The sequence below is a fragment of the Sphingopyxis sp. GW821-FHT02C12 genome (assembly GCF_059421785.1).
The window spans coordinates 20963-42643 of record NZ_JBWKVQ010000001.1 but is presented as its reverse complement, the minus strand read 5'-3'; the positions used below and the strand labels follow the sequence as shown (position 1 = coordinate 42643).

23 protein-coding genes are annotated in these 21681 nt (G+C 66.0%); 10 read left to right on the top strand and 13 right to left on the bottom strand.

What is annotated here, in order from left to right; genetic code table 11:
- The first annotated feature begins 84 nt into the window (after nucleotides 1-84).
- Nucleotides 85-1350 (top strand): alpha/beta hydrolase family protein, encoded by a 1266-nt coding sequence (locus AC07U1_RS00215; protein ID WP_495178512.1) that lies wholly within the window; start codon nucleotides 85-87, stop codon nucleotides 1348-1350.
- A gap of 21 nt (nucleotides 1351-1371) precedes the next feature.
- On the opposite strand, the gene AC07U1_RS00210 is transcribed toward AC07U1_RS00215, so the two are convergent.
- The gene (locus AC07U1_RS00210) at nucleotides 1372-1623 is read right to left on the bottom strand and encodes a hypothetical protein (protein WP_495178511.1); all 252 of its coding nucleotides are present in this window, start codon (nucleotides 1621-1623) and stop codon (nucleotides 1372-1374) included.
- Nucleotides 1620-2903: a UDP-N-acetylglucosamine 1-carboxyvinyltransferase gene (murA, locus tag AC07U1_RS00205; RefSeq protein WP_495178510.1), complete on the bottom strand. Its 1284-nt coding sequence runs from the start codon at nucleotides 2901-2903 to the stop codon at nucleotides 1620-1622. Before murA ends, AC07U1_RS00210 begins: the two co-directional genes overlap by 4 nt.
- Nucleotides 2904-3083: 180 nt before the next feature.
- Between murA and AC07U1_RS00200 the strand changes: the two genes are divergently transcribed.
- Nucleotides 3084-4094 carry a DUF3011 domain-containing protein gene (locus tag AC07U1_RS00200; protein WP_492736512.1) on the top strand — a complete coding sequence of 337 codons (1011 nt, stop codon included), beginning with the start codon at nucleotides 3084-3086 and terminating at the stop codon, nucleotides 4092-4094.
- 56 nt (nucleotides 4095-4150) lie between these two features.
- A complete protein-coding gene (locus tag AC07U1_RS00195) occupies nucleotides 4151-5101 on the top strand; it encodes a DMT family transporter (protein WP_495197612.1) in 951 nt (316 codons plus the stop codon).
- Here the strand turns inward: AC07U1_RS00195 and AC07U1_RS00190 are convergent.
- Both AC07U1_RS00190 and AC07U1_RS00185 read right to left on the bottom strand, forming a co-directional pair.
- Nucleotides 5098-5709, bottom strand: a complete 612-nt coding sequence (locus AC07U1_RS00190) for a 2-hydroxychromene-2-carboxylate isomerase (RefSeq protein WP_495197611.1) — start codon at nucleotides 5707-5709, stop codon at nucleotides 5098-5100. The two genes, AC07U1_RS00195 and AC07U1_RS00190, sit on opposite strands and share 4 nt — an antisense overlap.
- On the bottom strand, nucleotides 5706-6437 hold the full coding sequence (locus tag AC07U1_RS00185; protein ID WP_495178507.1) for an SDR family oxidoreductase: 732 nt from the start codon (nucleotides 6435-6437) through the stop codon (nucleotides 5706-5708). Before AC07U1_RS00185 ends, AC07U1_RS00190 begins: the two co-directional genes overlap by 4 nt.
- Nucleotides 6438-6625: 188 nt before the next feature.
- On the opposite strand from AC07U1_RS00185, the gene AC07U1_RS00180 reads away from it, so the two are divergent.
- Nucleotides 6626-7117: a winged helix-turn-helix transcriptional regulator gene (locus AC07U1_RS00180; RefSeq protein ID WP_495178506.1), complete on the top strand. Its 492-nt coding sequence runs from the start codon at nucleotides 6626-6628 to the stop codon at nucleotides 7115-7117.
- A 1-nt stretch (nucleotide 7118) separates the two neighbouring features.
- Here the strand turns inward: AC07U1_RS00180 and clpS are convergent, their stop codons facing one another.
- The 3 genes from clpS to AC07U1_RS00165 form a co-directional block, all read right to left on the bottom strand.
- On the bottom strand, nucleotides 7119-7445 hold the full coding sequence (clpS, locus tag AC07U1_RS00175; protein WP_235535542.1) for an ATP-dependent Clp protease adapter ClpS: 327 nt from the start codon (nucleotides 7443-7445) through the stop codon (nucleotides 7119-7121).
- A gap of 217 nt (nucleotides 7446-7662) precedes the next feature.
- On the bottom strand, nucleotides 7663-8385 hold the full coding sequence (locus AC07U1_RS00170; RefSeq protein WP_495178505.1) for a phasin family protein: 723 nt from the start codon (nucleotides 8383-8385) through the stop codon (nucleotides 7663-7665).
- Nucleotides 8386-8507: 122 nt separating this feature from the next.
- Nucleotides 8508-10286, bottom strand: coding sequence for a PHA/PHB synthase family protein (locus AC07U1_RS00165; RefSeq protein WP_495178504.1), 1779 nt, complete (start codon nucleotides 10284-10286; stop codon nucleotides 8508-8510).
- A gap of 113 nt (nucleotides 10287-10399) precedes the next feature.
- Between AC07U1_RS00165 and AC07U1_RS00160 the strand changes: the two genes are divergently transcribed.
- The gene (locus tag AC07U1_RS00160; protein WP_495178503.1) at nucleotides 10400-11620 is read left to right on the top strand and encodes an LL-diaminopimelate aminotransferase; all 1221 of its coding nucleotides are present in this window, start codon (nucleotides 10400-10402) and stop codon (nucleotides 11618-11620) included.
- Complete coding sequence (locus AC07U1_RS00155) at nucleotides 11617-12102, top strand: DUF2721 domain-containing protein (RefSeq protein ID WP_492736528.1); 486 nt, start codon at nucleotides 11617-11619, stop codon at nucleotides 12100-12102. The genes AC07U1_RS00160 and AC07U1_RS00155 overlap by 4 nt, the downstream gene beginning before the upstream one ends.
- Nucleotides 12103-12185: 83 nt before the next feature.
- On the opposite strand, the gene AC07U1_RS00150 is transcribed toward AC07U1_RS00155, so the two are convergent.
- Nucleotides 12186-13760 carry an amidase gene (locus AC07U1_RS00150; RefSeq protein WP_495178502.1) on the bottom strand — a complete coding sequence of 525 codons (1575 nt, stop codon included), beginning with the start codon at nucleotides 13758-13760 and terminating at the stop codon, nucleotides 12186-12188.
- Nucleotides 13761-13873: 113 nt separating this feature from the next.
- Between AC07U1_RS00150 and AC07U1_RS00145 the strand changes: the two genes are divergently transcribed.
- Entirely contained in the window at nucleotides 13874-15190 is a 1317-nt protein-coding gene (locus tag AC07U1_RS00145; protein ID WP_492736532.1) for a spinster family MFS transporter, read from the top strand.
- 1 nt (nucleotide 15191) lies between these two features.
- On the opposite strand, the gene AC07U1_RS00140 is transcribed toward AC07U1_RS00145, so the two are convergent.
- Both AC07U1_RS00140 and AC07U1_RS00135 read right to left on the bottom strand, forming a co-directional pair.
- On the bottom strand, nucleotides 15192-15782 hold the full coding sequence (locus AC07U1_RS00140; RefSeq protein ID WP_495178501.1) for an NADPH-dependent FMN reductase: 591 nt from the start codon (nucleotides 15780-15782) through the stop codon (nucleotides 15192-15194).
- 8 nt (nucleotides 15783-15790) lie between these two features.
- On the bottom strand, nucleotides 15791-16294 hold the full coding sequence (locus AC07U1_RS00135; RefSeq protein ID WP_495197610.1) for a L,D-transpeptidase family protein: 504 nt from the start codon (nucleotides 16292-16294) through the stop codon (nucleotides 15791-15793).
- An 86-nt stretch (nucleotides 16295-16380) separates the two neighbouring features.
- Here AC07U1_RS00135 and AC07U1_RS00130 point away from each other — a divergent pair, with 86 nt between their 5' ends.
- Nucleotides 16381-17274, top strand: coding sequence for a haloalkane dehalogenase (locus AC07U1_RS00130; RefSeq protein ID WP_495178499.1), 894 nt, complete (start codon nucleotides 16381-16383; stop codon nucleotides 17272-17274).
- On the opposite strand, the gene AC07U1_RS00125 is transcribed toward AC07U1_RS00130, so the two are convergent.
- Nucleotides 17264-18553, bottom strand: a complete 1290-nt coding sequence (locus AC07U1_RS00125) for an adenylosuccinate synthase (RefSeq protein ID WP_056343019.1) — start codon at nucleotides 18551-18553, stop codon at nucleotides 17264-17266. The genes AC07U1_RS00130 and AC07U1_RS00125 overlap by 11 nt on opposite strands.
- A gap of 153 nt (nucleotides 18554-18706) precedes the next feature.
- Between AC07U1_RS00125 and AC07U1_RS00120 the strand changes: the two genes are divergently transcribed.
- Nucleotides 18707-19639 carry an alpha/beta hydrolase gene (locus AC07U1_RS00120; RefSeq protein ID WP_495178887.1) on the top strand — a complete coding sequence of 311 codons (933 nt, stop codon included), beginning with the start codon at nucleotides 18707-18709 and terminating at the stop codon, nucleotides 19637-19639.
- 16 nt (nucleotides 19640-19655) lie between these two features.
- On the opposite strand, the gene AC07U1_RS00115 is transcribed toward AC07U1_RS00120, so the two are convergent.
- Nucleotides 19656-19790, bottom strand: a complete 135-nt coding sequence (locus tag AC07U1_RS00115) for an entericidin A/B family lipoprotein (protein ID WP_156878310.1) — start codon at nucleotides 19788-19790, stop codon at nucleotides 19656-19658.
- Nucleotides 19791-20020: 230 nt separating this feature from the next.
- On the opposite strand from AC07U1_RS00115, the gene AC07U1_RS00110 reads away from it, so the two are divergent.
- Complete coding sequence (locus tag AC07U1_RS00110) at nucleotides 20021-20398, top strand: DOPA 4,5-dioxygenase family protein (protein ID WP_495178497.1); 378 nt, start codon at nucleotides 20021-20023, stop codon at nucleotides 20396-20398.
- Nucleotides 20399-20482: 84 nt separating this feature from the next.
- Here AC07U1_RS00110 and AC07U1_RS00105 read toward each other — a convergent pair whose 3' ends face one another.
- Nucleotides 20483-21595 carry an ATP phosphoribosyltransferase regulatory subunit gene (locus AC07U1_RS00105; protein ID WP_495178496.1) on the bottom strand — a complete coding sequence of 371 codons (1113 nt, stop codon included), beginning with the start codon at nucleotides 21593-21595 and terminating at the stop codon, nucleotides 20483-20485.
- Nucleotides 21596-21681 lie beyond the last annotated feature (86 nt).

The window sequence follows — 21681 nt, the reverse complement described above, 5'->3', positions numbered from 1 at the left end:
CCATGCGCGCCCCGCCGTCGATCGGCAATCTTCCTTGGTCGAAGGCGGTTCGGATTTCGCGGCGGCTGTCCTAAAGACAGGATCATGAAACCTATCGCCTTCGCTTTCGCCGCCGCGCTCGCCGTCCTCTCCTCGCCCGCCGCCGCGCAGTCCGCCTGCGCGCCGGGCACCTATGCCGCCGCCGACGGCGATTTCGTCGTGCTCGCGCCGGTGCCGAGCATCCCCGCACCGGGGCTGCGCTATCTGTTTCGCGACGGGCGCCGCGGCGCGACGAGCGAGGCGGCCGCGCCATTGGCGTGCCGCGACGGCATGGTCGAGGTGCGGGGTGCGCGCTGGAACAGGATCGCCTTCCGCGAGACCCCGGCTCGCTTCGACAGCGTCGGCACCCGGCTGACCGGCGTGCTGATCGAACCGCCCGGCGCCGATGCCAGCCGGCCGTTGGTCGTGATGGTGCACGGCTCCGAACGCACCTCGCCGATCGGCGGCGTCTATGGCTATGCGATGGCGGCGCAGGGGATTTCGGTGTTCGTCTATGACAAGCGCGGCACCGGCGGGTCCGAGGGCGAATATACGCAGAATTTCGAATTGCTCGCCGCCGATGCGGCGAAGGCGCTCGAAACCGCGCGCGGCATGGCCGCCGGGCGCTATGGACGCGCGGGCTTTTTCGGCGGCAGCCAGGGCGGCTGGGTCGCCCCGCTCGCGGCGACGCGCAGCAAGGCCGATTTCGTCGCGGTCGGTTTCGGCCTCGTCGCCTCGCCGATCGAGGAGGATCGCGAGCAGATGGTGTCCGAAGTCCGCGCCGCGGGACTCGGCAAGGATGCCGAGGCACTGGTGACGCGGTTGTCGCAAGCGACCGCGACGCTGCTGCTGTCGGATTTCAGGGACGGTTATGACGCACTCGATGCGGCGCGGCGCGAGATGGCGTCGCTGCCATGGGCAGCGAAGATCGAGGGCGAATATAGCGGTGCGATGGCGCGGATGACGAATGAGGAACTGCGCCGCGTCGGCCGCGCGCGCTTCGACAATCTCGAACTGATCTGGGACTATGACGCGGTCGCGGCGCTGCGGAAACTCGACACGCCTTTGCTGTGGGTGCTCGCGGGCGAGGATCGCGAGGCGCCGATCGAGACGACGCGCGCCGCGCTGATGGGGCTGAAGGCGGCGGGCAAGCCGGTCGACGTCTATCTTTTTCCGCAGACCGACCATGGCATGTTCGAGTTCACCACCGGGCCGGATGGCGAGCGCAGCGTCACGCGGATCACCCACGGCTATCTGAAATTGCTCGGCGACTGGGTGAAGCGCGACGTGCGCGGCGCCTATGGGCGCGGGCAGAAGCTGACGGCGAAGTAGGGCGGCTTAAAGCGGGGATGCCTAGCCGTTCAAACCGTTCAGCCGGCGCCACTCCTGCACCGACTGCTTTGCCCATTCGGCAAGAACGCCACCCCATTTCGACTCTTTGATCAGCGCTCCATCTGCATCCGTCACGCGAACATCCATGACGCCCTGGTCGATCATCTTGTGAGCCGTCCTGGCGGCCAAGAGTAAACTGGACTTTTCGGCGGGGCCGATGTCGCGACCATCCGCATCGCGTCCCCAAACCAGGAAGGCCGGTGTCTCGTTCACCCCGCGCTGATCCGTTCGATATCGGCACCGACCGCCTGCAATTTCTCCTCGAGGCGCTCGTAACCGCGGTCGAGGTGATAGACGCGGTTGACCTCGGTCTGGCCTTGCGCGGCGAGGCCGGCGATGATCAGGCTCATCGAGGCGCGCAGGTCGGTCGCCATCACGGGCGCGCCGACGAGATGATCGACCCCGCGCACCACCGCGCTGCGGCCGCGCACGTCAATGTCGCAGCCCATGCGCGCCAGTTCGGGGACGTGCATGTAGCGATTCTCGAAGATGGTTTCGGTGAACAGGCTGGCGCCCGATCCGAGCGTCGCCATCGCCATGAACTGCGCCTGCATGTCGGTCGCGAAGCCCGGATAGGGCGCGGTCGACAGGGTGACCGGTTCGGCGCGGCCGGTCATCGCGACGCGAATGCCGGTCTTAGTTTCTTCGACCGTCGCGCCCGCCTGGCGCAGCGCGCTCAGCGTCGCTTCCATCTCGTTGGCCTTGGCGCCGACGAGTTCGACATCGCCCTCGGTGATGACGGCGGCGCAGGCGTAGCTGCCCGCCTCGATGCGGTCGGCCATCACGCGATAGGTTGCGCCGTGCAGGCGGTCGACGCCTTCGATGGTCAATGTTTCGGTGCCGATGCCGTCGATCGATGCGCCCATCGCGACGAGGCAGTTGCACAGGTCGACGATCTCGGGCTCGCGCGCCGCATTTTCGAGGACGCTGGTCCCCTTGGCGAGCACCGCGGCCATGACCGCGTTTTCGGTCGCGCCGACCGAGACGACGGGGAAGGTGAACTTGCCGCCCGCCAGGCGTCCGCCCGGCGCGCTCGCCTTCACATAACCCGAGGCGAGTTCGATTTCGGCGCCCAGCGCTTCGAGCGCCTTGAGATGCAAATCGATCGGGCGGTTGCCGATCGCGCAGCCGCCGGGCAGCGAGACGGTGGCTTCACCGGCGCGCGCGAGCAGCGGGCCGAGGACGAGGATCGAGGCGCGCATCTTGCGGACGATGTCATAGGGGGCGACGGTCGACGTCAGCGTCGTCGTGCGCGCGGTCATCACGCGGCCGAAATCCTCGGGCCGCGACCCCTCGATCGTCGTCGAGCAGCCGAGCTGGTTGAGCAGGTGGCCGAAGCCATCGACGTCGGCGAGCCGCGGCAGGTTGCGCAGCGTCAGTGGCTCGTCGGTGAGCAGCGCGCAGGGCAAAAGCGTAAGCGCCGCATTCTTTGCGCCGGAAATGGGGATACGGCCCTTGAGTCGCTGGCCGCCGCGAATGACGATTTGATCCATCGGCTGTCTTTAGCGGATGGCGGCGGCGGCGCAAGCGCGCGGCGATGGTTAAACCCCGCTTTGCGGTCGCCGCATTTCCCATAGCCATGGCGACCGAAACATGGAAATATCGGTGCAAATATTGCGCGCTATGGAGACAGTATCAGGACCGGTTCGACTGCAGCAAAAAGGGGCAAGGGCATGAGGAATATTGTCGCGACCATCGCCACGTCGGCGTCGTTGATCATGGCGCAGCTCGCGCCGCCGGTTCTTGCCCAGACGACCTATCCCTATCCCGGCTCGGGCGGCCCGCAGATCCAGCCGCCGCGCGACCAGGGCTATGCCGGGACGCTGCGCTGCGAATCGCGCAAGAACAAGCTCCAGCGCTGCAATGTGCGCACCGACAATCGCGTCGACCTGATCCGGGTGATCGGCGGGCGTTGTTCGAAGGGGCGCGACTGGGGCTTCACCGCCAACCAGATCTGGGTGTCGGGCGGCTGCCGTGCCGAATTCGGTTATGGCTATGGGTACGGCAATGGCGGCGGCTATCCGGTGCCGCTGCCGCAGCCGGTCGACGATTATGCGGGGACGATCCGCTGCGAATCGCGCGGCAGCCGCTACGAACAATGCAATGTGCAGACCAACAACCGCGTCGAGCTGGTGCGGCGGCTCGGCGGCAAGTGCAACGACGGGCGCCAATGGGGCTATACCGCGAACTACATCTGGGTGAACGACGGTTGCCGGGCCGAATTCGCCTATGGCTACAACAATCTGACCCCGCTGCCCGGACCCCGGCCCGAGAAGGACAAGGGGCCGAGCACCGGGCTGATCATCGGCGGCGTCGTGGTCGCGGGCGGGCTGCTCGCGCTGCTGCTGAGCAAGAAGAAGAAAACCCCGGCGGGCGAAGAGACGACGACCGATGAGCCCGCCACCTATCCTGCCGGACCGCCGGCGACGCTGAGCGCGAACCTGTCGGCGTTGCCGAGCGCGGCGCGGCCGTCGGTGCAGAATTGCATGAACGACGCGGCACGCCAGATCGGGGTCACCGGCGGCACGCGGCTGAGCTATGACAAGCTGGTGTCGCTGGAGCAGGGCAATGGCGGCTGGCGCATCCGCGCCACGATGACCGCGACCTATCCCGACGGGGCGCGGACGGTCGAAATGTATTGCCGGGCGACGCCGAGCCAGATCATCCAGCTCGATTTCAGCTAGCGCGCTACGGCGTTTTGGATATTGCCGTCATCCCGGCGAAAGCCGGGTGACGAAGCATGAGACGAGAACAGGGTCGCGCCGCCATGGTGAAGGGGAATGGGCCGGCTGCGGCCTTGTGGTCGCGGGCCTATCTGCTGCTGACGATGACGGCGCTGTTCTGGGCCGGCAATTCGATCGTCGGGCGCGCCGCGCGCGACCTGGTGCCGCCCGCCGCGCTGTCCTTCTGGCGCTGGACGATCGCGCTCGCGCTGCTGTTGCCGCTCGCCTGGCCGCATCTGAAGCGCGATTGGCCCGCATTGCGGGCGCGTTGGCCGGTCATGCTGATCCTCGGCGCGCTGGGAATCGGTGCGTTCAACACCTTGCTCTATACCGGGCTGCAAACCACCACCGCGCTCAATTCGATGCTGATCCAGTCGGCGCAGCCGGCGTTGATCCTGATCGTCGGTGCGCTGGTGATGCGCGATCGGACGGGCGCCCGGCAGATCGCGGGTGTCGCGGTGTCTCTGGCGGGCGTCCTGATCATCATCGGGCGCGGCGACCCCGGCCTGCTGCTCGCGTTGAGGCTGAATGGCGGCGACGCGATCATCGCCGTCGCGGTGCTGTTGTGGGCGCTCTATTCGGTGCTGCTCCGCCGTCGCCCGGCGGTGCATCCGCTCAGCTTTCTCGCCGCATCGATCATGGTCGGGCTGATGGTAATCATGCCGGTCTATGCGACGGAAATCTGGTCGGGACGCTTGATCGTGCCGGCGACGGGCAGCGCCCTTGCGATCGCCTATGTGTCGATCTTTCCGTCGTTCCTGGCCTATCTTTTCTTCAACCGTAGCGTCGAACTGATCGGATCGGCGGCGACCGGGCAGTATATGAATATCATGCCGCTGATGGGGGCAGGGTTGGCGATGCTCTTTCTCGGCGAGGTGCTGCACCTGTTCCACATCGCGGGATTGGCGCTGATCGTCGCCGGGATTTTGGTCGCCGGGCGCCCGCCGCAGCCCGCCGCAGACGCTTAGCCCAGCGCTTCCTCGACCTGCGCCAGCCGGTCCTTGCCGAAGAACATCTCCTCTCCGACGAAAAAGGTCGGGATGCCAAAGACGCCGCGCGCGACCGCGGCCTCGGTATTGGCGACGAGCTTCGCCTTGATCTCGGGTTCCTGCGTGCGCGCGAGCAGCGCGGGGCCGTCGAAGCCGTTGGTGGTGAGGAAGGCCGCGGCGACCTCCGGATCGTCCATTTTCAGCCCATCTTCCCACATCGCGCGGTTCACCGCCTCGACATAATCGTCAAGGTTGCCGTCATCCTCCGCCACGATCGCGCCGCGCATGATGAGCAGGGTGTTGACCGGGAAATGCGGGTTGAGGCGGAATTTTGTCAGGCCATGCTTGTCGATGAAGCGCCGCATCTCGAGGTTTTCATAGGCCATCTTCGCGGGCGCGTCGGCGTATTGGATCATCGGTGCCTTGTTGCCGGTGGCCTTGAAGATACCGCCGAGCAGGCCGGGGGTGATGATCAGGTCGGCGCCGGTGCGGTCGAGCAGTTCGGGCAGGACCTTGAGCGTGAGATAGGCGTTGGGGCTGCCGAAATCGAAGATGAGTTCGAGGGTTTTTGCGGCGTTTTGGGTCACCATTTTTCTCCCCAAGGGCGGAGGTCGAGTTCGTGGGTCCAGGCGCTTCTGGGCTGCTTGTGGAGCATCACATAATTGGCGGCGATAGCGTCGGGGTTGAGGATCAGGTCGGCCGCCTTGGCATTGTCGAAATCGGGGTGGCGGCCCTTGATGAAGTCGGTGTCGATCGCGCCGTCGATGATCGTGTGCGCAACGTGAATGCCCTGCGGCCCGAGTTCGCGCGCCATCGACTGGGCGAGCATGCGCAGCGCGCCCTTGGCGCCCGAAAAGGCCGAAAAGCCCGAACCGCCGCGCAGGCTCGCGGTCGCGCCGGTGAAGAGGATCGTGCCGCGACCGCGCGGCGCCATGCGCTTCGCCGCCTCGCGGCCCATCAGGAAGCCGCCGAGACACGCCATTTCCCAGACCTTGGTATAGACGCGCACCGTCGTCTCGGTGATCGGGAAATTGACGTTGGCGCCGATGTTGAACACCGCGACCTCGACCGGGCCGACTTCGGCCTCGACCTGGTCGAACAGCGCGACCATGTCGCTTTCTTCACGGGCGTCGCCAGGGAAGGCGCGCGCTTGTTGGCCCGCATCGCGGATCGACTGCGCCAGCGATTCGAGCTGGTCGGCGTTGCGCGCGCGGCGGTTGACGCAGGCGGTGAGGCCCTCGGCGGCGAAAGCGCGGGCGATCGCGCCGCCCGTGGCATCGCCGGCTCCGATGATGACAGCAGCTGGATTGGGCATACGACTCTCCTCTTGCTGTCCATCGTAACTATGATAATCATAGTGACAAGTGGTTTTTCCACGAAGGGTGGCAATTGTGCTGCGACAAAAACCGCGTCATTGCGAGCGAAGCGAAGCAATCCAGAGCCTGCGTAAACCGCTCTGGATTGCTTCGCTTCGCGCGCAATGACGAGTAGGGAGGACGATAGATGCCCAGACGTGCGGATCTTTCGGATACTTTCTGCCCCGTCGGACGATCAGCCGAACTGCTCGGCGACCGCGCCGTGCTGCTGATCCTGCGCGACCTGTTCTTCGGGCGGCGGCGGTTCGAAGCGATCGCGGCGAACACTGGACTCGGCCCGCAGCTTGTGTCCGCGCGGCTCAAGCTGCTGGAAAAGGAAGGCGTGGTCGAACGCCATGCCTATCAGGACAAGCCGCTGCGCCACGAATATCGGCTGACCGACAAGGGCAAGGATCTGTTCGACGTGCTCTACGCGATGCGCGGTTGGGCCGAGCGCTGGGCGTATGCGGATGGCGAGACCGGCGACGGCCCGGCGATGCGCTATATCCACCGCGCGTGCGGCACCGATGTCGGGACGGCGACGGTCTGCCCGGGGTGCGGCGCGGCGCTGGGCTATGGCGACTTGAAGGGCGAGCCGTCGCCGGCGCTCAGGGCCGAGCAGGCGCGGCGGGCGGGTTAGCTCAGGCCTTTTCCAGCGTGCATTGCAGCGGGTGCTGGTTCTGCCGCGCGGCGTCCATCACCTGATTGACCTTGGTCTCGGCGACCTCATAGCTGAACACGCCGCAGACGCCGACGCCCTGCTGGTGGACGTGGAGCATCACCTGGGTCGCCTGTTCGATGTCCATGTTGAAGAAGCGCTGGAGCACCATCACGACGAATTCCATCGGGGTATAATCGTCGTTGAGCAGCAGCACCTTGTACATCGAGGGTTTTTTGGCCTTCGCGCGGGTGCGTGTCGCGATGCCGACGCCCGGCGGGCCGGGCGTGCCATCGTCCTTGTCCGCCATGGCGCGGATCGGGGGAAGGGTCTGAACTGGAAGCATTGTCACCGGAATATCGCACGCCGCGATGGAATCGCAAGGGGGAGGGGCATCATTAACCCCTTTTGTGAGAACCCCGAAAGCAAGAACCGCCCGCAACCCGAAGGATGCGAGCGGTCTTGGTTTGTCGGCGCAGGCTGGGAGGAGGGGAGAGACGCCCGCGCCAACGGGAAGAGGAAAGCCCTTAGGCGGCCTTCATCTTCGAGGTGATGACCGACACGCGGTTCGAAATCGGCGCGAAGCTGTCGTTCGCCATCTTGACGACGAGTTCGCTGGTCTTCGAGGTCTGCGCGACAGCGGCGTCGAACGCCTTCTTGCTGTTTTCGGCATAGAGCTTGAAGAATTCGGTCGGCGACTTGACGGCGGTGTAGCCCTTCAGCGCGGCGGTCGTGTCTTCAAAGCTCTTGCGAGCGAAGGTCACGCCTTCCTGGCCGAGGACTTCGGCGTTCTTCGCGGCGATCTTGCCGGCTTCGACGAGGGCTTCGAGGTTCGCCTTGTTGAACTCGACGGCTTCCTTGGCCTTCGCGTTGAAATCGGCGGTCAGCGCTTCGGCGCGGGTCTTCGCTTCGTCGGCGAACTTCTTGACGGTGTCGTTCATGGTCTTGAATCCTTTGGTGGCGGCGGCGACCGGCTTCGGTGCGGCCTTCAGGGACTTGGGGGCAATGGTCTTGACGACCGCCTTCTTGGGGGCGGCCTTTTTGGCGACGGCCTTGGGGGCAGCAGCCTTCTTGGCGACCGGCTTGGCTTTTGCCTTCACCGTCGCGGTTTTCACGGGTGCCGGAGCGGCCTTTGCCACTGCCGGGGCAGCGGTTTCGACCGGAGCGGCCGGAGTCACCGCCGGCGTGGCGGGGGTTTCCAGCGTCGCGGCTTCGAAAGCCTTTTCGGCACTATCCATCTTGGTAGCCATCGGGGTAACTCCTTTATGTTGCAGTGCACAATATAGGAGTGGCGTGGCGATTTCAAGGATATTTTTGTGCGCTGCACAAAAATTGTTGCTCGCGGCCTTATTGGCCCTTTATTTCCCCGATTTTACCGCTGCTTGACGTAGCGGCCGGGGGCATCCTCGATCGCCTTCTTAGCACCTTTTCCGGGAATGCGCGAACCCTTAACGGCGGTTTTTGCGCTATCCTGTGTGGCAATCCAGTCGATCCAGTGCGGCCACCAGCTGCCTTTGGTCTCGTGCGCGCTGGCGACATAGTCGTCGAGTGTGGCGGCGTCGCTGTCGCCGACCCAATATTGATATTTGCCCGCGGCCGGCGGGTTGACGACCCCGGCGATATGGCCCGAACCGGCGAGCAGGAAGGTCCTGGGGCCCGACAAATGGTCCATCAGCCGCCAGACGCTGGCGAGCGGCGCGATATGATCCTCGCGCCCCGCCTGGATATAGGCGGGTGTCCTGATCTTCTTGAGGTCGAGCGGGGTGCCGCACACCGACAGGCTGTTCGGGATCACCATCCGGTTGTCGCGATAGAGGTCGACCAGATATTGGCGGTGCCACTTCGCGGGCAGGTTGGTGGTGTCGCCGTTCCAATAGAGCAGGTCGAAGGGCGGATAGTCGTTGCCGAGCAGGTAATTGCTGACGACATAGTTCCAGATCAGGTCGCGCCCGCGCAAGCTGTTGAAGGTCGCCGCCATATAGCGGCCATCGAGGAAACCCGGCGCCGACAGCTGTTCGAGCAGCGCCAGATAGCTGTCGTCGACGAACATCTTGAGGTCGCCGGCGAATTCGAAATCGATCTGCGCGGTGAAAAAGGTCACCGACTGGACCTTGTCGGCTTCGCCCTTCGCGGAGAGCATCGCGAGCGTTGCGGCCAGCGTGGTGCCAGCGACGCAATAGCCGATCGTGTGGACCGCGGGGACGCCCAGCAAGTCGCGTACCGTGTCGATCGCATCGACCTGCGCCGCGATATAATCGTCCCAGACCACGTCCTTCATCGACGCGTCGGCCGATTTCCATGACACCATGAACACCGACAGCCCCTGCTCGACCGCCCAGCGCACGAAACTTTTCGCGGGGTTCAGGTCGAGGATGTAGAAGCGGTTGATCCACGGCGGGAAGATCAGCAGCGGGACGGTGAACACGTCCTTCGTGGTCGGCGCATAATGGATGAGCTGATAGAGATCGGTCTCATGGATCACCTTGCCCGGCGTCGTCGCGATATTCACCCCGACCTCGAACGCGTCGGGATCGACATGGCTGAGCTGCCCGCGCGACAGGTCGGTGAGCATGTGCTTGAGCCCCTTGAGCAGGCTTTCGCCGCGCGTCTCGACCGCGCGCTTGATCACTTCGGGGTTGGTGAGCGCTAGGTTCGACGGCGAAAAGGCGTCGGCCATGCCCTTGGCGGCGAACTCCATCTTCTTGCGCGCATTCTCGTCGAGGCCCGACATCTGGCGCGTCGTCGCCAGCAACTGGTCGGAAAGCAGGCCATAGGTCTGGCGGATCAGCGCGAAGGCGGGGTTTTCGGTCCATTCGGGATCGGCAAAGCGCTTGTCCTTCGGCGCTTCGGCAGGCGCGTCGGGGGTGAAGCCCGGGGTCAGCGTCGCCAGCGAGGTCCAGAAGGCAACCCCCTGTTCCCACATTTTTGCCGACTGCTCGGCCCAGGCCTGCGTCGCGGGATTGTTCAGCCAGCCCGCGGGATCGAACATCGCGGCGGCACCGGTCTTGCCCTCGTTCGCCTGTCCCATCGCGTAATCGAGCATCATCTGCTGCGCCCGGCCCATGACGCTGGTCCAATGCTGCAGGTCGTCGGGTGCGGGCATGAAGGGGTTTGGCGTTTCCGATGTGCCGTCTTTGCCCGTGTCGCTCATGCTGGTTCCTGCTGGTCTGTCCGGAGATTATGCCTATAACAAGCCGCGGCGCGGCTGGCGAGCGGCCGTTCGCGCTTATTACCGATAACGAAAAGGAGTTGTTCTAGTTTCCCATGTCCGAAGATGAATTCTATCGCATCAAGCGCCTGCCGCCCTATGTCATCGCCGAAGTCAATGCGATGCGTGCGGCCGCCCGCGCCTCGGGCGAAGACATCATCGACCTGGGAATGGGCAATCCCGACCTGCCGCCGCCGCAGCATGTGATCGACAAGCTCTGCGAAGTGGCGATGAAGCCCGACGCGCATGGTTATTCGCAATCGAAGGGCATTCCGGGGCTGCGCCGCGCGCAGGCCAATTATTATGCGCGCCGCTTCAACGTCGAGCTCGATCCCGAAAGCGAGGTCGTGGTGACAATGGGATCGAAGGAGGGACTCGCGAGTCTCGCCACCGCGATCACCGGTCCCGGCGACGTCGTGCTCGCGCCGAACCCCAGCTACCCGATCCACACCTTCGGTTTCATCATCGCCGGCGCGACGATCCGCAGCGTGCCGACGACCCCCGACGAAAATTACTGGCGCGCCCTCGACCGCGCGATGGCCTTCACCGTGCCGCGCCCGTCGATCCTGGTGGTTAATTATCCGTCGAACCCGACCGCCGAGGCGGTCGACCTCGCTTTCTACGAACGGCTCGTCGCCTGGGCGAAGGAGAATAAGGTCTGGGTGCTCAGCGACCTTGCCTATTCGGAGCTTTATTACGACGGCAATCCGACCCCCTCGATCCTGCAGGTGCCGGGCGCGAAGGATGTCGCGGTCGAATTCACCTCGATGTCGAAAACCTATTCGATGGCGGGCTGGCGCATGGGCTTCGCGGTCGGCAACAAGCGGCTGATCGCTGCGATGACGCGGGTGAAATCCTATCTCGATTATGGCGCCTTCACCCCGATCCAGGCCGCCGCGTGCGCGGCCTTGAACGGGCCGCAGGATATCGTCGCCAGGAACCGCGAGCTGTACCAGAAGCGCCGCGACGTGATGGTCGACAGCTTCGGCCGCGCCGGCTGGGACATTCCGAGCCCCAAGGCGTCGATGTTCGCCTGGGCCCCGCTGCCGCCCGCGCTGAAAGAGATGGGCAGCCTCGAATTTTCGAAGCAATTGCTCATCCATGCCAAGGTCGCGGTCGCGCCCGGCGTCGGTTATGGCGAGGACGGCGAAGGTTTCGTGCGCATCGCGATGGTCGAGAATGAGCAGCGCATCCGGCAGGCGGCGCGCAATGTGCGCAAGTTCCTCCAGATGCACGGCGTCAACACGCCATCGGTTGCGGCGGGCAGCGAGGGATGACGTCCACCGGCTCGGCGATGATCGCCGAGACGATCCAGCTTTCGGTCACCCCGGTGTTCCTGCTCGTTGCGACGGGCAGCCTCCTCAACGTCCTGACCGGGCGGTTGTCGCGTGTCGTCGACCGCTCGCGGGCGTTGATGGAGCGCTGGTCCGAGACCGAGGGGGCGGAGCATGAGCGGGTCGTCGCCGAACTGCGCGCCGCCGACCGGCGGATGGACGTGATCAACAACGCGATCGCCGCGGCCGTCGCGTGCGGCATCGTCGTCTGTTTGCTCGTTGCGCTGTTGTTTGCGCAGGCGATCGCCGGGTTCAACCTGGGACTCGCCGCGTCATGGGCGTTCGCGATCGCGATGTTGTTGCTGCTCGCCTCGCTGGTGCTGTTCCTGATCGAAGTGCGGATGGCGATCCGCAACATCCATGTACCGATGGAGTTGCTCGAGCTTGAGGAAATGGGCTGGAAGCGCCGGCGGGATAAACGGTGATGATCGTGGCCCCCGCGAAGGCGGGGGCCGCTCCCAGCCTGTCTGGACGCCAGCGATCCCCGCCTTCGCGGGGATGACGTTGCCTATGGCGTCACACTGGCCCGATAGGTCGGCGTCACGCGCTTGCGGCTCGCCTGCTCATAGGCATAGCCGGCGCTCAGCACATCGGCGTCGCTCCACTTCGCACCGATGAAGCTGACACCGATCGGCAGGCCCTCTACCGCGCCCATCGGGACGGTCAGGTGCGGATAGCCGGCGACGGCGGGAAGCTGACTGACGCTCGGGCCGCTATAATGATCGCCGTTGACGAGGTCGCTGGTCCACGCCGGGCCGTTGGTGACGCCGACGAGCAGGTCGACGCCCTTGTCCTTCAACAATTTGTCGATCCCCTCGGGACCCGCAAGCCGCGCCGCTTTGGCCTTGGCTTCGACATAGGCGGGACTGTCGAGTCCGCCCTTGCTCTCGGCCAGTTCGAACAGCGACTGGTCGAACCATTTGAGTTCGGCGGGGTGCGCCTTGTTGAATGCGATCAGGTCGGCGAGCGTCTTCGGCCCGTCCTTGCCGGGCAGGCCCGCGAGATAGGCCGCCATGTCGGCCTTAAGCTCGGTCATCAGCACCTCGAACTCGGCGGCGCCCAGTTCCTCCAGTCCTTTGCGGCTGTCGTCGATCTCGACGATCGTCGCGCCGAGGTCCGCCATCTGTTTTAGCGCCGCGTCGAACAGCGCGGCGACGTCGGCCCGGTCTCCGATGCGGTCGCGCAGCACGCCGATGCGCTTGCCCTTCAGCGCGTCGGGCGAGAGCGCGGCGGCATAGTCGGTCTTGCGCGCATCGGCCTCGGTGGTCGCGGGATCGGCGGGGTCGCTACCCGCGATGACGGTCATCACCGCGGCGGCGTCCCGGACGGTGAGGGTGATCGGGCCGGCGGTGTCCTGGCTGTGGCTGATCGGCACGATATGGGTGCGGCTGACAAGGCCGACGGTCGGTTTGAAACCGACGACGCCATTAACACCGGCGGGGCAGGTGATCGACCCGTCGGTTTCGGTGCCGATGGCGAGCGGCGCGAGGCTGGCGGCGACCGCGGCGGCGCTGCCCGACGACGAGCCGCATGTGTTGCGGTCGAGCGCGTGGGGGTTTTTGGTGAGTTCGCCGACCGCGCTCCAGCCGCTGGTCGAATTGTTCGACCGGATGTTCGCCCATTCGCTGAGGTTGGTCTTGCCAATGATGACTGCGCCCGCCTCGCGCAGCCGCGCGACGATCGGCGCGTCGCGGTTCGTGACATTGTCCTTCAGCGCGAGCGAGCCGGCGGTCGTCGGCACCGGCCCCTTCGCCTCGATATTGTCCTTGAGCAGGATCGGGATGCCGTGGAGCGGGCCGCGTTTTTTCTCCGCCTCGCGTTCTTTCCACAGCCGGGTCGCCTCGCTCTGCGCGTCGGGGAAAGTGGCGATGACGGCGTTCAGCTTCGGCCCATAGTCGTCGATCTTCAAAATGCGGTCGAGATAGAGGGTGGTGAGCAGTTCGTCGTACATCGATCCGCTCTCCATCTCGGCCTGGAGCGTCGCGGCGTCCTTGCCCTCGACGGGCGGCAGCGGCGGCGGCATCGCCGTTGCGGGAGCGATCGCGAGCAGGGCGGCGGCGGCGAGCAGCGAAATTTTTTGCATGGGCGCGAAGCTGCCAGCCGTAGCGGCAATTGCAAGCGGCGAATTTCGGCGCGCCGCAACGGCGTTGACACCGGGGTGCCGGGTCTGCTCCCATGGCGTTACGGGAGATAAGAATGAACCAGAAAGCTGCCCTTGCCGGGAGCATCGGGTCGCCGCCCACCGCAGGCGTGTCCGCGCAGACGCGGACGATGCTGTGGGTGCTGCTGATCGTCTATATCTTCAATTTCCTCGACCGGCAGATCGTCAACATCCTCGCCGAGCCGATCAAGGCCGACCTCGGGCTGAGCGATACCCAGCTCGGACTGCTCGCGGGACCGGCGTTCGCGGTCTTCTATGCGCTGCTCGGCATCCCGATCGCGCGCTATGCCGACAAGGACGGCACCAACCGGGTGCGGCTGATCGCGCTCGCGCTCGCCGTCTGGTCGGCGATGACGGCGGTGTGCGGACTCGCGCAGAATTTCGTCCAGCTGCTGTTCGCGCGGATCGGGGTCGGGGTCGGCGAGGCGGGCTGCACCCCCGCCGCGCACTCGTTGATTTCGGACAGCGTGCCCGCCGAGAAACGCTCGTCGGCGATCGCCTTTTACGGGCTGGGCGTGCCGATCGGTTCGCTGCTCGGGCTGATTATCGGGGGCATCGTCAACGACCTCTATGGTTGGCGGATCGCGCTGATGCTCGTCGGCGCACCGGGTTTGCTGCTCGCATTGATCGTGTTGTTCGTGATGCGCGAGCCGCGCCACAGCCGCACTGCCGAAGCCGCGGCGAGCGCGGCGGCGGTGGTGCCGCTGTCGACCCGCGAGGCGATGCGCGAAATCTTCGCTTCGCGCGCTTTCGTCTACATATTGATCGCATCGTCGGTCGTCGCCTTCCTCGGTTATGGCAAGGCGCTGTGGACGATCAGCTTCTTCATCCGCAGCCATGGGCTTTCGACGACCGAGGCGGGGCTGTCGATGGCGGTCGTGCTCGGGCTTGCGGGGGTGCTCGGCACCTGGCTCGGCGGCAAGATGGCCGACAAGTTCGGCCCGCGCGACAAGAAGCATATCCTGACCTTCCCCGCCTATGGCATGGCGCTCGCGGCGCCGGTGCTGTTCCTCGGCTATTATATGGAGGATTGGCGCGTCGCGGTGGCGTTGCTGATCGTCCCGACGATCCTCAATTCGGCCTATTACGGTCCTGCCTATGGCTGCGTGCAGGGGCTGGTGCGGCCGCAGGCACGCGCGGTCGCGGCGTCGATCATGCTGTTCGGGCAGAATCTGATCGGGCTGGGTTTCGGGCCGTTCCTGTTCGGGGTGCTGTCGGACATGCTGGCGCCGACCTATGGTCAGGAAAGCGTGCGTTACGTCCTTTATGGCGCGGCGTGGTTGGGGCTGATCCCCGCCTTCTTCTTTTGGCGCGCCAGCCTGCGGCTGAAGGCCGAACTGAAGTCGGGTTAGGTCAATAGGGCGGCGGCTGGCGCGCCCGCTGTTCCCGCGCCGCGTCGATCCACCAGTTGAGGTCGTCGGCGAAGCGCGGGAAGCTTTTTGCCAGCCGCGCGCCGTCGTCGCCCGCCGGCTGGCCGTCGGCATCGAAGGCGCCGCCGATCCGCCCGACCGGCAGGATCGATGAGATCACCGCCATTCCCATTTCGCCCAGCGTGTCGCGCCAGCCCATCATCGCGCGCACCCCCGACCAGGGGCCGGCCGAATAGCAGGCGATCGCGGCGGGGCGCCAGAACCATTCCTCGAGATAATGATCGGTGAGATTCTTGAGGCCGGGTTGCGGTCCCCAATTATATTCGCCGGTGACGAACAGGAAGCCGTCGGCGGCGCGGATCTTGCTCGCGAGTTCCGCCATCGCGGGCGGCGCCTCGCCCTCCGGATATTCCTTGTACATGCGGTCGAGCATGGGGAGGTCGACCGCCTTGGCGTCGATCAGTTCGGCGCTGTCGCCGCGTGCCGCGATCGCTTCGACCAGCCAGTGGGCGAGCTTGATCCCCTGCCGGTCGCGGCGGTAGCTGCCGTAGAAGACGAGAATGTTGCGGGACATGGAAGCTCCTAGGGGCGAATGGTGATCAAGGTGCCGTCGGGAACCAGGTCCCACAGCTGCTCTATTTCACCGTTCGACAGCGCGATACAGCCGTCGGTCCAGTCGGTCGCGAGCGGCGGACCGGGCCAGCGATTGGGCTGGCCATGGATGAAGATGTCGCCCCCGGGTGATCGCCCCTGCGCCTTCGCATAAGCGCGGTCGGCGGCGTTGGGGTAGGAGATGCGCAGCGACAGGTGATAGGCGCTCTTCGCGTTGCGGCCGTCGACCCTGTAATCGCCCTCGGGCGTGCGCTCGTCGCCCTCGAACTGCTTATGCCCCTCGGGCGCGTCGCCGAAGCGGATATTGGTGTAACGCGCGATCTCGCGGTTGCCGGCAAAGGCGATCAGGGTGCGATCACTCTTGTCGATCAGCAGGCGGTCGGCCTTCGCGTTCTGGGGCATTTGCGGCGGCTGCGACGCGGCGGATCCGCAGGCCGAGATGAGCAGGCACACGAGGGGGAGGGCGGAGCGCATCGTTCGACCCTACGCCTTTGGCGGCCTCCGGCAAGTGGTTGTCAGCGCGGCCTCCCAAGCTAAGGTGGTGGCGGGGGGATTGGAGCATGACCATATATCGCACGCCGGACGCGCGCTTCGCCGCTCTACCCGACTGGCCCTATGCGCCGAAATATTTGGAGATAGACGGCGGGTTGCGCGTGCATCATGTCGACGAGGGGGCAGCGGATGCGCAGCCCGTGCTGATGCTGCACGGCGAACCGACCTGGGCCTATCTCTATCGCAAGATGATCGGGCCGGCGGTCGACGCGGGCTTTCGCGTGTTGGCACCCGACCTGATCGGTTTCGGTCGGTCGGACAAGCCGCTGGATGCCGGTGCCTACAGCTATGCACAGCAGGTCGCGTGGATGCGCCAGTGGATCGAGGGGCTCGACCTCAAGAACATGATCCTCGCCTGCCAGGACTGGGGTTCGCTGATCGGGTTGCGGCTGGTGGCGGAGATGCCCGAGCGCTTCGCTGGGGTCGCGCTGTCCAACGGTGGCCTGCCCGAGGGCCAGCCGGCGCCGCGCGCCTTCGCCATCTGGCGCGCTTTCTCGCGTTACAGTCCGGTGTTTCCGGTCGGGCGGATCGTCAATGCCGGAGCGAAACGGCAGCTGACGCCCGAAGAAATCGCCGCCTATGACGCGCCCTTTCCGACCCGCGCGTCAAAGGTCGCGGCGCGCATCTTTCCGTCCTTCGTGCCGCTCGGTGACAATGTCGCCGTACCCGACCAGAAACGCGCATGGGCGGCGCTCGAGCGCTTCGACAAGCCCTTCCTCTGCTGCTTCGCCAACGGCGACCCGATCACGCGCGGCGGCGACGCGCTGTTCACCGAACGCGTGCCGGGCGCACACGGCATGGCGCATCGCGCGCTGCACGGTGGACATTTCATTCAGGAGAATGACCCCGACGGCTTCGTCGCAGCGATCCGCGACGTTGCGGCTGCGGTGATCAGTCGCTGAACGGATCGCGGATCAGGATCGTGTCTTCGCGTTCGGGGCTGGTCGATACCAATGCGATCGGGGTTTCGATCAGTTCCTGGACGCGCTGGACATATTTGATCGCCTGCGCGGGCAGGTCGGCATAGCTGCGCGCGCCCGCGGTCGTTTCGTGCCAGCCGTCCATTTCCTCGTATATCGGCTCGACCTCGGCCTGGTCGGCCGAATGGGCGGGGAAATAGTCGAGGATCTTGCCGCGCAGCCGATAGCCGGTGCAGATGCGGATGGTGTCGAAGCCGTCGAGCACGTCCAACTTAGTGAGCGCGATACCGGTGACGCCCGAGACGGCGCAGCTCTGCCGTACGAGCACGGCGTCGAACCAGCCGCAACGGCGCTTGCGTCCGGTCACGGTGCCGAATTCATGCCCGCGCTCGCCGAGCTTCTGGCCGGTCGCATCTTCGAGTTCGGTCGGGAAGGGGCCGCTGCCGACGCGCGTCGTATAGGCCTTGGCGATGCCGAGGACGAAGCCGACCGACGAGGGGCCGAGGCCCGAGCCCGACGCCGCGGTGCCGCTGACGGTGTTCGAGCTGGTGACGAAGGGATAGGTGCCATGATCGACGTCGAGCAGCACGCCCTGCGCGCCCTCGAACAGGATGCGCGCGCCGGCCTTGCGGACCTTCTTCAGGCGCTTCCAGACCGGCTGCGCATATTCGAGCACATAGTCGGCGATTTCCGTGAGGTCGGCGATGAGGCGATCGCGGTCGATCGGCGGCTCGCCGAAACCGGCGCGCAGCGCGTCATGGTGCGCGGTCAGGCGGTCGAGCTGCGGATCGAGCTTGTCGAGGTGCGCGAGGTCGCAGACGCGGATCGCACGGCGGCCGACCTTGTCCTCATAGGCGGGGCCGATGCCGCGCCCGGTGGTGCCGATCTTGCCCGCGCCCGCGGCGGTCTCGCGCAGCGCGTCGAGGTCGCGGTGGAAGGGCAGGATCAGCGCGCAATTGTCGGCGATCGCGAAATTCTCGGGATTGATCGCGACGCCCTGGCCGCGCAGCTTGGTGATCTCGTCGCGCAGCGCCCAGGGGTCGAGGACGACGCCATTGCCGATGATCGACAGCGTGCCGGTGACGATGCCCGACGGGAGCAAGGAGAGCTTGTAGACCTGCTCGCCGACGACGAGCGTATGGCCGGCGTTGTGCCCACCCTGGAACCGGACCACGGCGTCGGCGCGGCTGGCGAGCCAGTCGACGATCTTGCCCTTGCCCTCGTCGCCCCATTGCGACCCGATGACGGTGACATTTGCCATGATGCTGTCCTGCTGAACTGGGGCCTCGAAACGACCAGCGCCGGCCCGGCGCGGCCTTAGCGGATTTGGCCGCAGAGGCAAGCTTGGTGGGACGGATTTGCGACATTTGCGGGCTAGATATGCTGGCGCCAGGGAAAGCGGAGATTGCAGGCGATGCGAAAACAGCGGTTGATCACAGGCGCGGCGCTCGCGGCGTTCGTCGCGGCAAGTCTGATCGTCCCGGGCCCCTTTGCGGAGGCGCGCGAGCGGCTGCGCGACCGGATCGCGCAGCGAATGGGTGCCGACGAGGGGCCGAAGGCGCCGGGCAGCGAGACGATCTTCTATGGCCGCGATCCGCTCCAGTCGCTCGACGTCTGGCGTGCGAAAAATGTGAAGGGGCCGGCGCCGCTGGTCGTCTTTGTCCATGGTGGCGGGTGGAAGCGCGGCAGCAAGGACAACGCGACGGGGCGCTTCAAGGCCGACCATTATCCGGGTGAGGGCTATGCCTTTGCGTCGATCGATTACCGGCTGGTTCCGGACTCGCCGGTCGAACAGCAGGCCGAGGATGTCGCGATGGCGGTGAAGGGCTTGATCCGCGATGCCGACCGACTGGGGATCGACCGGCGGCGCATCGTGCTGACGGGGCATAGCGCGGGCGCGCATCTGGTGGCGCTGGTCGGCACCGATGAGCAATATCTGAAGAGCGTCGGCCTTTCTTTCGCCGATATCGCGGGGGTGATCCCGATCGACGGCGCGGCCTATGACGTGCCGGCGCAGATGAAGGACGGACCGCCGATCATGCAGGCGACCTATAAGCAGGCGTTCGGGAGCGATCCGGCGCGGCAGGCGAAGCTATCGCCGACGCTCAACGCTGCGGTGCCCAACGCCCCGGCCTTCCTGCTGCTCTACGTCCAGCGGCCCGACGGGGTGCGCCAAGCCAAAGCGCTAGGCGCCGCGCTCGAGGCGGGCGGGAGCAAGGTCGAGCATGGCAGCTTTCGCGGCGAGGGATTGCAGGGCCATGCCGAGATCAACCGGCGACTGGGCGACCCGAGTTACGCGCCGACGACGGCGGTCGACGCATGGTTGAAGCGGGTGTTTGCGCGATAGCGTCTAACGCCGCTGTCTAGCAATTGCCCTTCACGCCATCGGCACAGTCGCCGACCGATTCGACATCCTTCCCTGCGCCTTGCACCGTGTTGCAAGCAGACAGGACCAAGATCGAGCTGCCGATTGCGAAAATTTTCAGAAGCTTTTTCATTTTCTCTCTCCGACGACGAGGGCGACCCACCCTCGATTCATTTTCGGTATTTCGACAACATCCGCTCGCGACGATCGTTGCGCGGCATCGGCGTCACGCTGGCCGAAGCGTTCGAAATGACCGTCAGGCTGGGGAAGAACCCGGGCTTGACCCGCGGCCAGCCTTCTCGTTCAAGGCAGGCAGGCCCCGGATCAAGTCCGGGGTGACGTGACCCGGAAAGCGATGCCCCTATGACCGACCCCGCCGCCCCCTATCACGCGCATATCTATTATGACGCCGCCGAACGTCCTGCGGCTGCAGCGCTGCGTGACGATTTCGGGCGCGATCCGGCGATCCTGTTCGTCGGGTCGATGACCGAGGGCGGGGTGGGGCCGCATCCGATCGCGCAATATGAGGTGCATTTCCTTGGCAGCACGGTGCCAGCGGTGGTTGCTGCGATCGAGGCGACGGGGTTGCGCGCGCTTGTGCATCCGCTGACCGACGACGACCTGGCCGATCATACGACGCTCGCGCACTGGATCGGGGAGCCGGTCGAACTCGATGTGACGGTGCTGGACCCGCCGGGGGTCAATCAGGGTGTGCCGCGCTTCGGCAAGGCCGATTTCTAATTGATGTTCCCCGGCGAAGGCCGGGGCCCAGATGCTGTGCGCAACCGATCAATCGGCCCCGGCTTTCGCCGGGGAGCGTGAAGGTCAGGCCGCGACCGGACCATCGGCGCTGAGCCGGTACCCGCACCCGAGCGCGCGTGCATCATCGGCTTCGGACAGCGCCGCCACCGTCTGCCAGTCGTCGGCGCGCAGGCTCGCGGCGAGCGCGGGATCGTGCCCCAGCGGCAGGAAGATGCGGCGTTCGGCGTCGTCCTCGGCGCCGAGGCCGTCGTCGATCAGCGGATCGGGATAGAGCGAGAAGCCGACCGCCGATTCTTCATGATCCTCGCCGACCGGGATCGCATAGCCGCCGCCGCGGCCGATCGCGTCGCCCTGGCCGGGGACGAAGATCTGGAAACCGAACCAGCTTTGATAGGCGAAACCGTGACGCTCGGTCGGGTCGAGGGTCAGCGACACGCGGTCGCGGATCGGTGCGGCGATTTCTTCCAGCGCGTCGATGCGGCTGGCAAGCACCCCGGCACTGTCGAAGGCGCGCAGGTCGGCGATCGCCTGGTCGAAAGGACCGGTGGCTCGGAGCAGAGGCAGATAGGCCGAAGCACCGATGCGGACGAGCGCGCCGGCATCCTTGGCGTCGAGTTCATCGCGCAAGGCATCGCGGCTGGCCGCGACCGGCAGCGAGGCGGCGAGCAGGTCGACGACGTCGGGCAGGGTGAAGTCGATGGTGACGGGGCCGATGCCCGCAGCGTTGAGTGCGTCGATCGCGACGGTGACGATCTCGCGCGCCGCGGCGACGCTGTCGCTGCCGATCAGCTCGGCGCCGACCTGCAGCATTTCGCGCGCCGGGCGAAGCTGGCTGGCGCGCAGCTTGACGACCTGCCCGGCGTAGCAAAGGCGCAGCGGCCGCGGAGCGCTCGCGAGCAAAGAGGTGGCGATGCGCCCGACCTGGCGGGTGATGTCGGGGCGTAGCGCGAGGGTGCGCTGCGATACCGGATCGGTGAAGCGGAGCAGGTCGCGCGATGCGCGCTCGTCGTCGCCGCCGAGCGTCTCGCGGAACTCGGCGAGCGGGGGCGCGACGCGGCCATAGCCGTGCGCGCGCATCGCATCGACGAGCGCGCGGGTGACGCGCGACGCCGCCTCGGCCTGTTGCGGCAGGCGGTCGCGCAGGCCTTCGGGCAGCAGGGCGGGGGCTTTGGGCATCGGAGCGGCCTTAGGCTGGTCGCGACCGGAGTCAACGATCCGGTGCGATTCGTCCGCGTCGGGTGGTGCCGAAACACCGTGGAGGA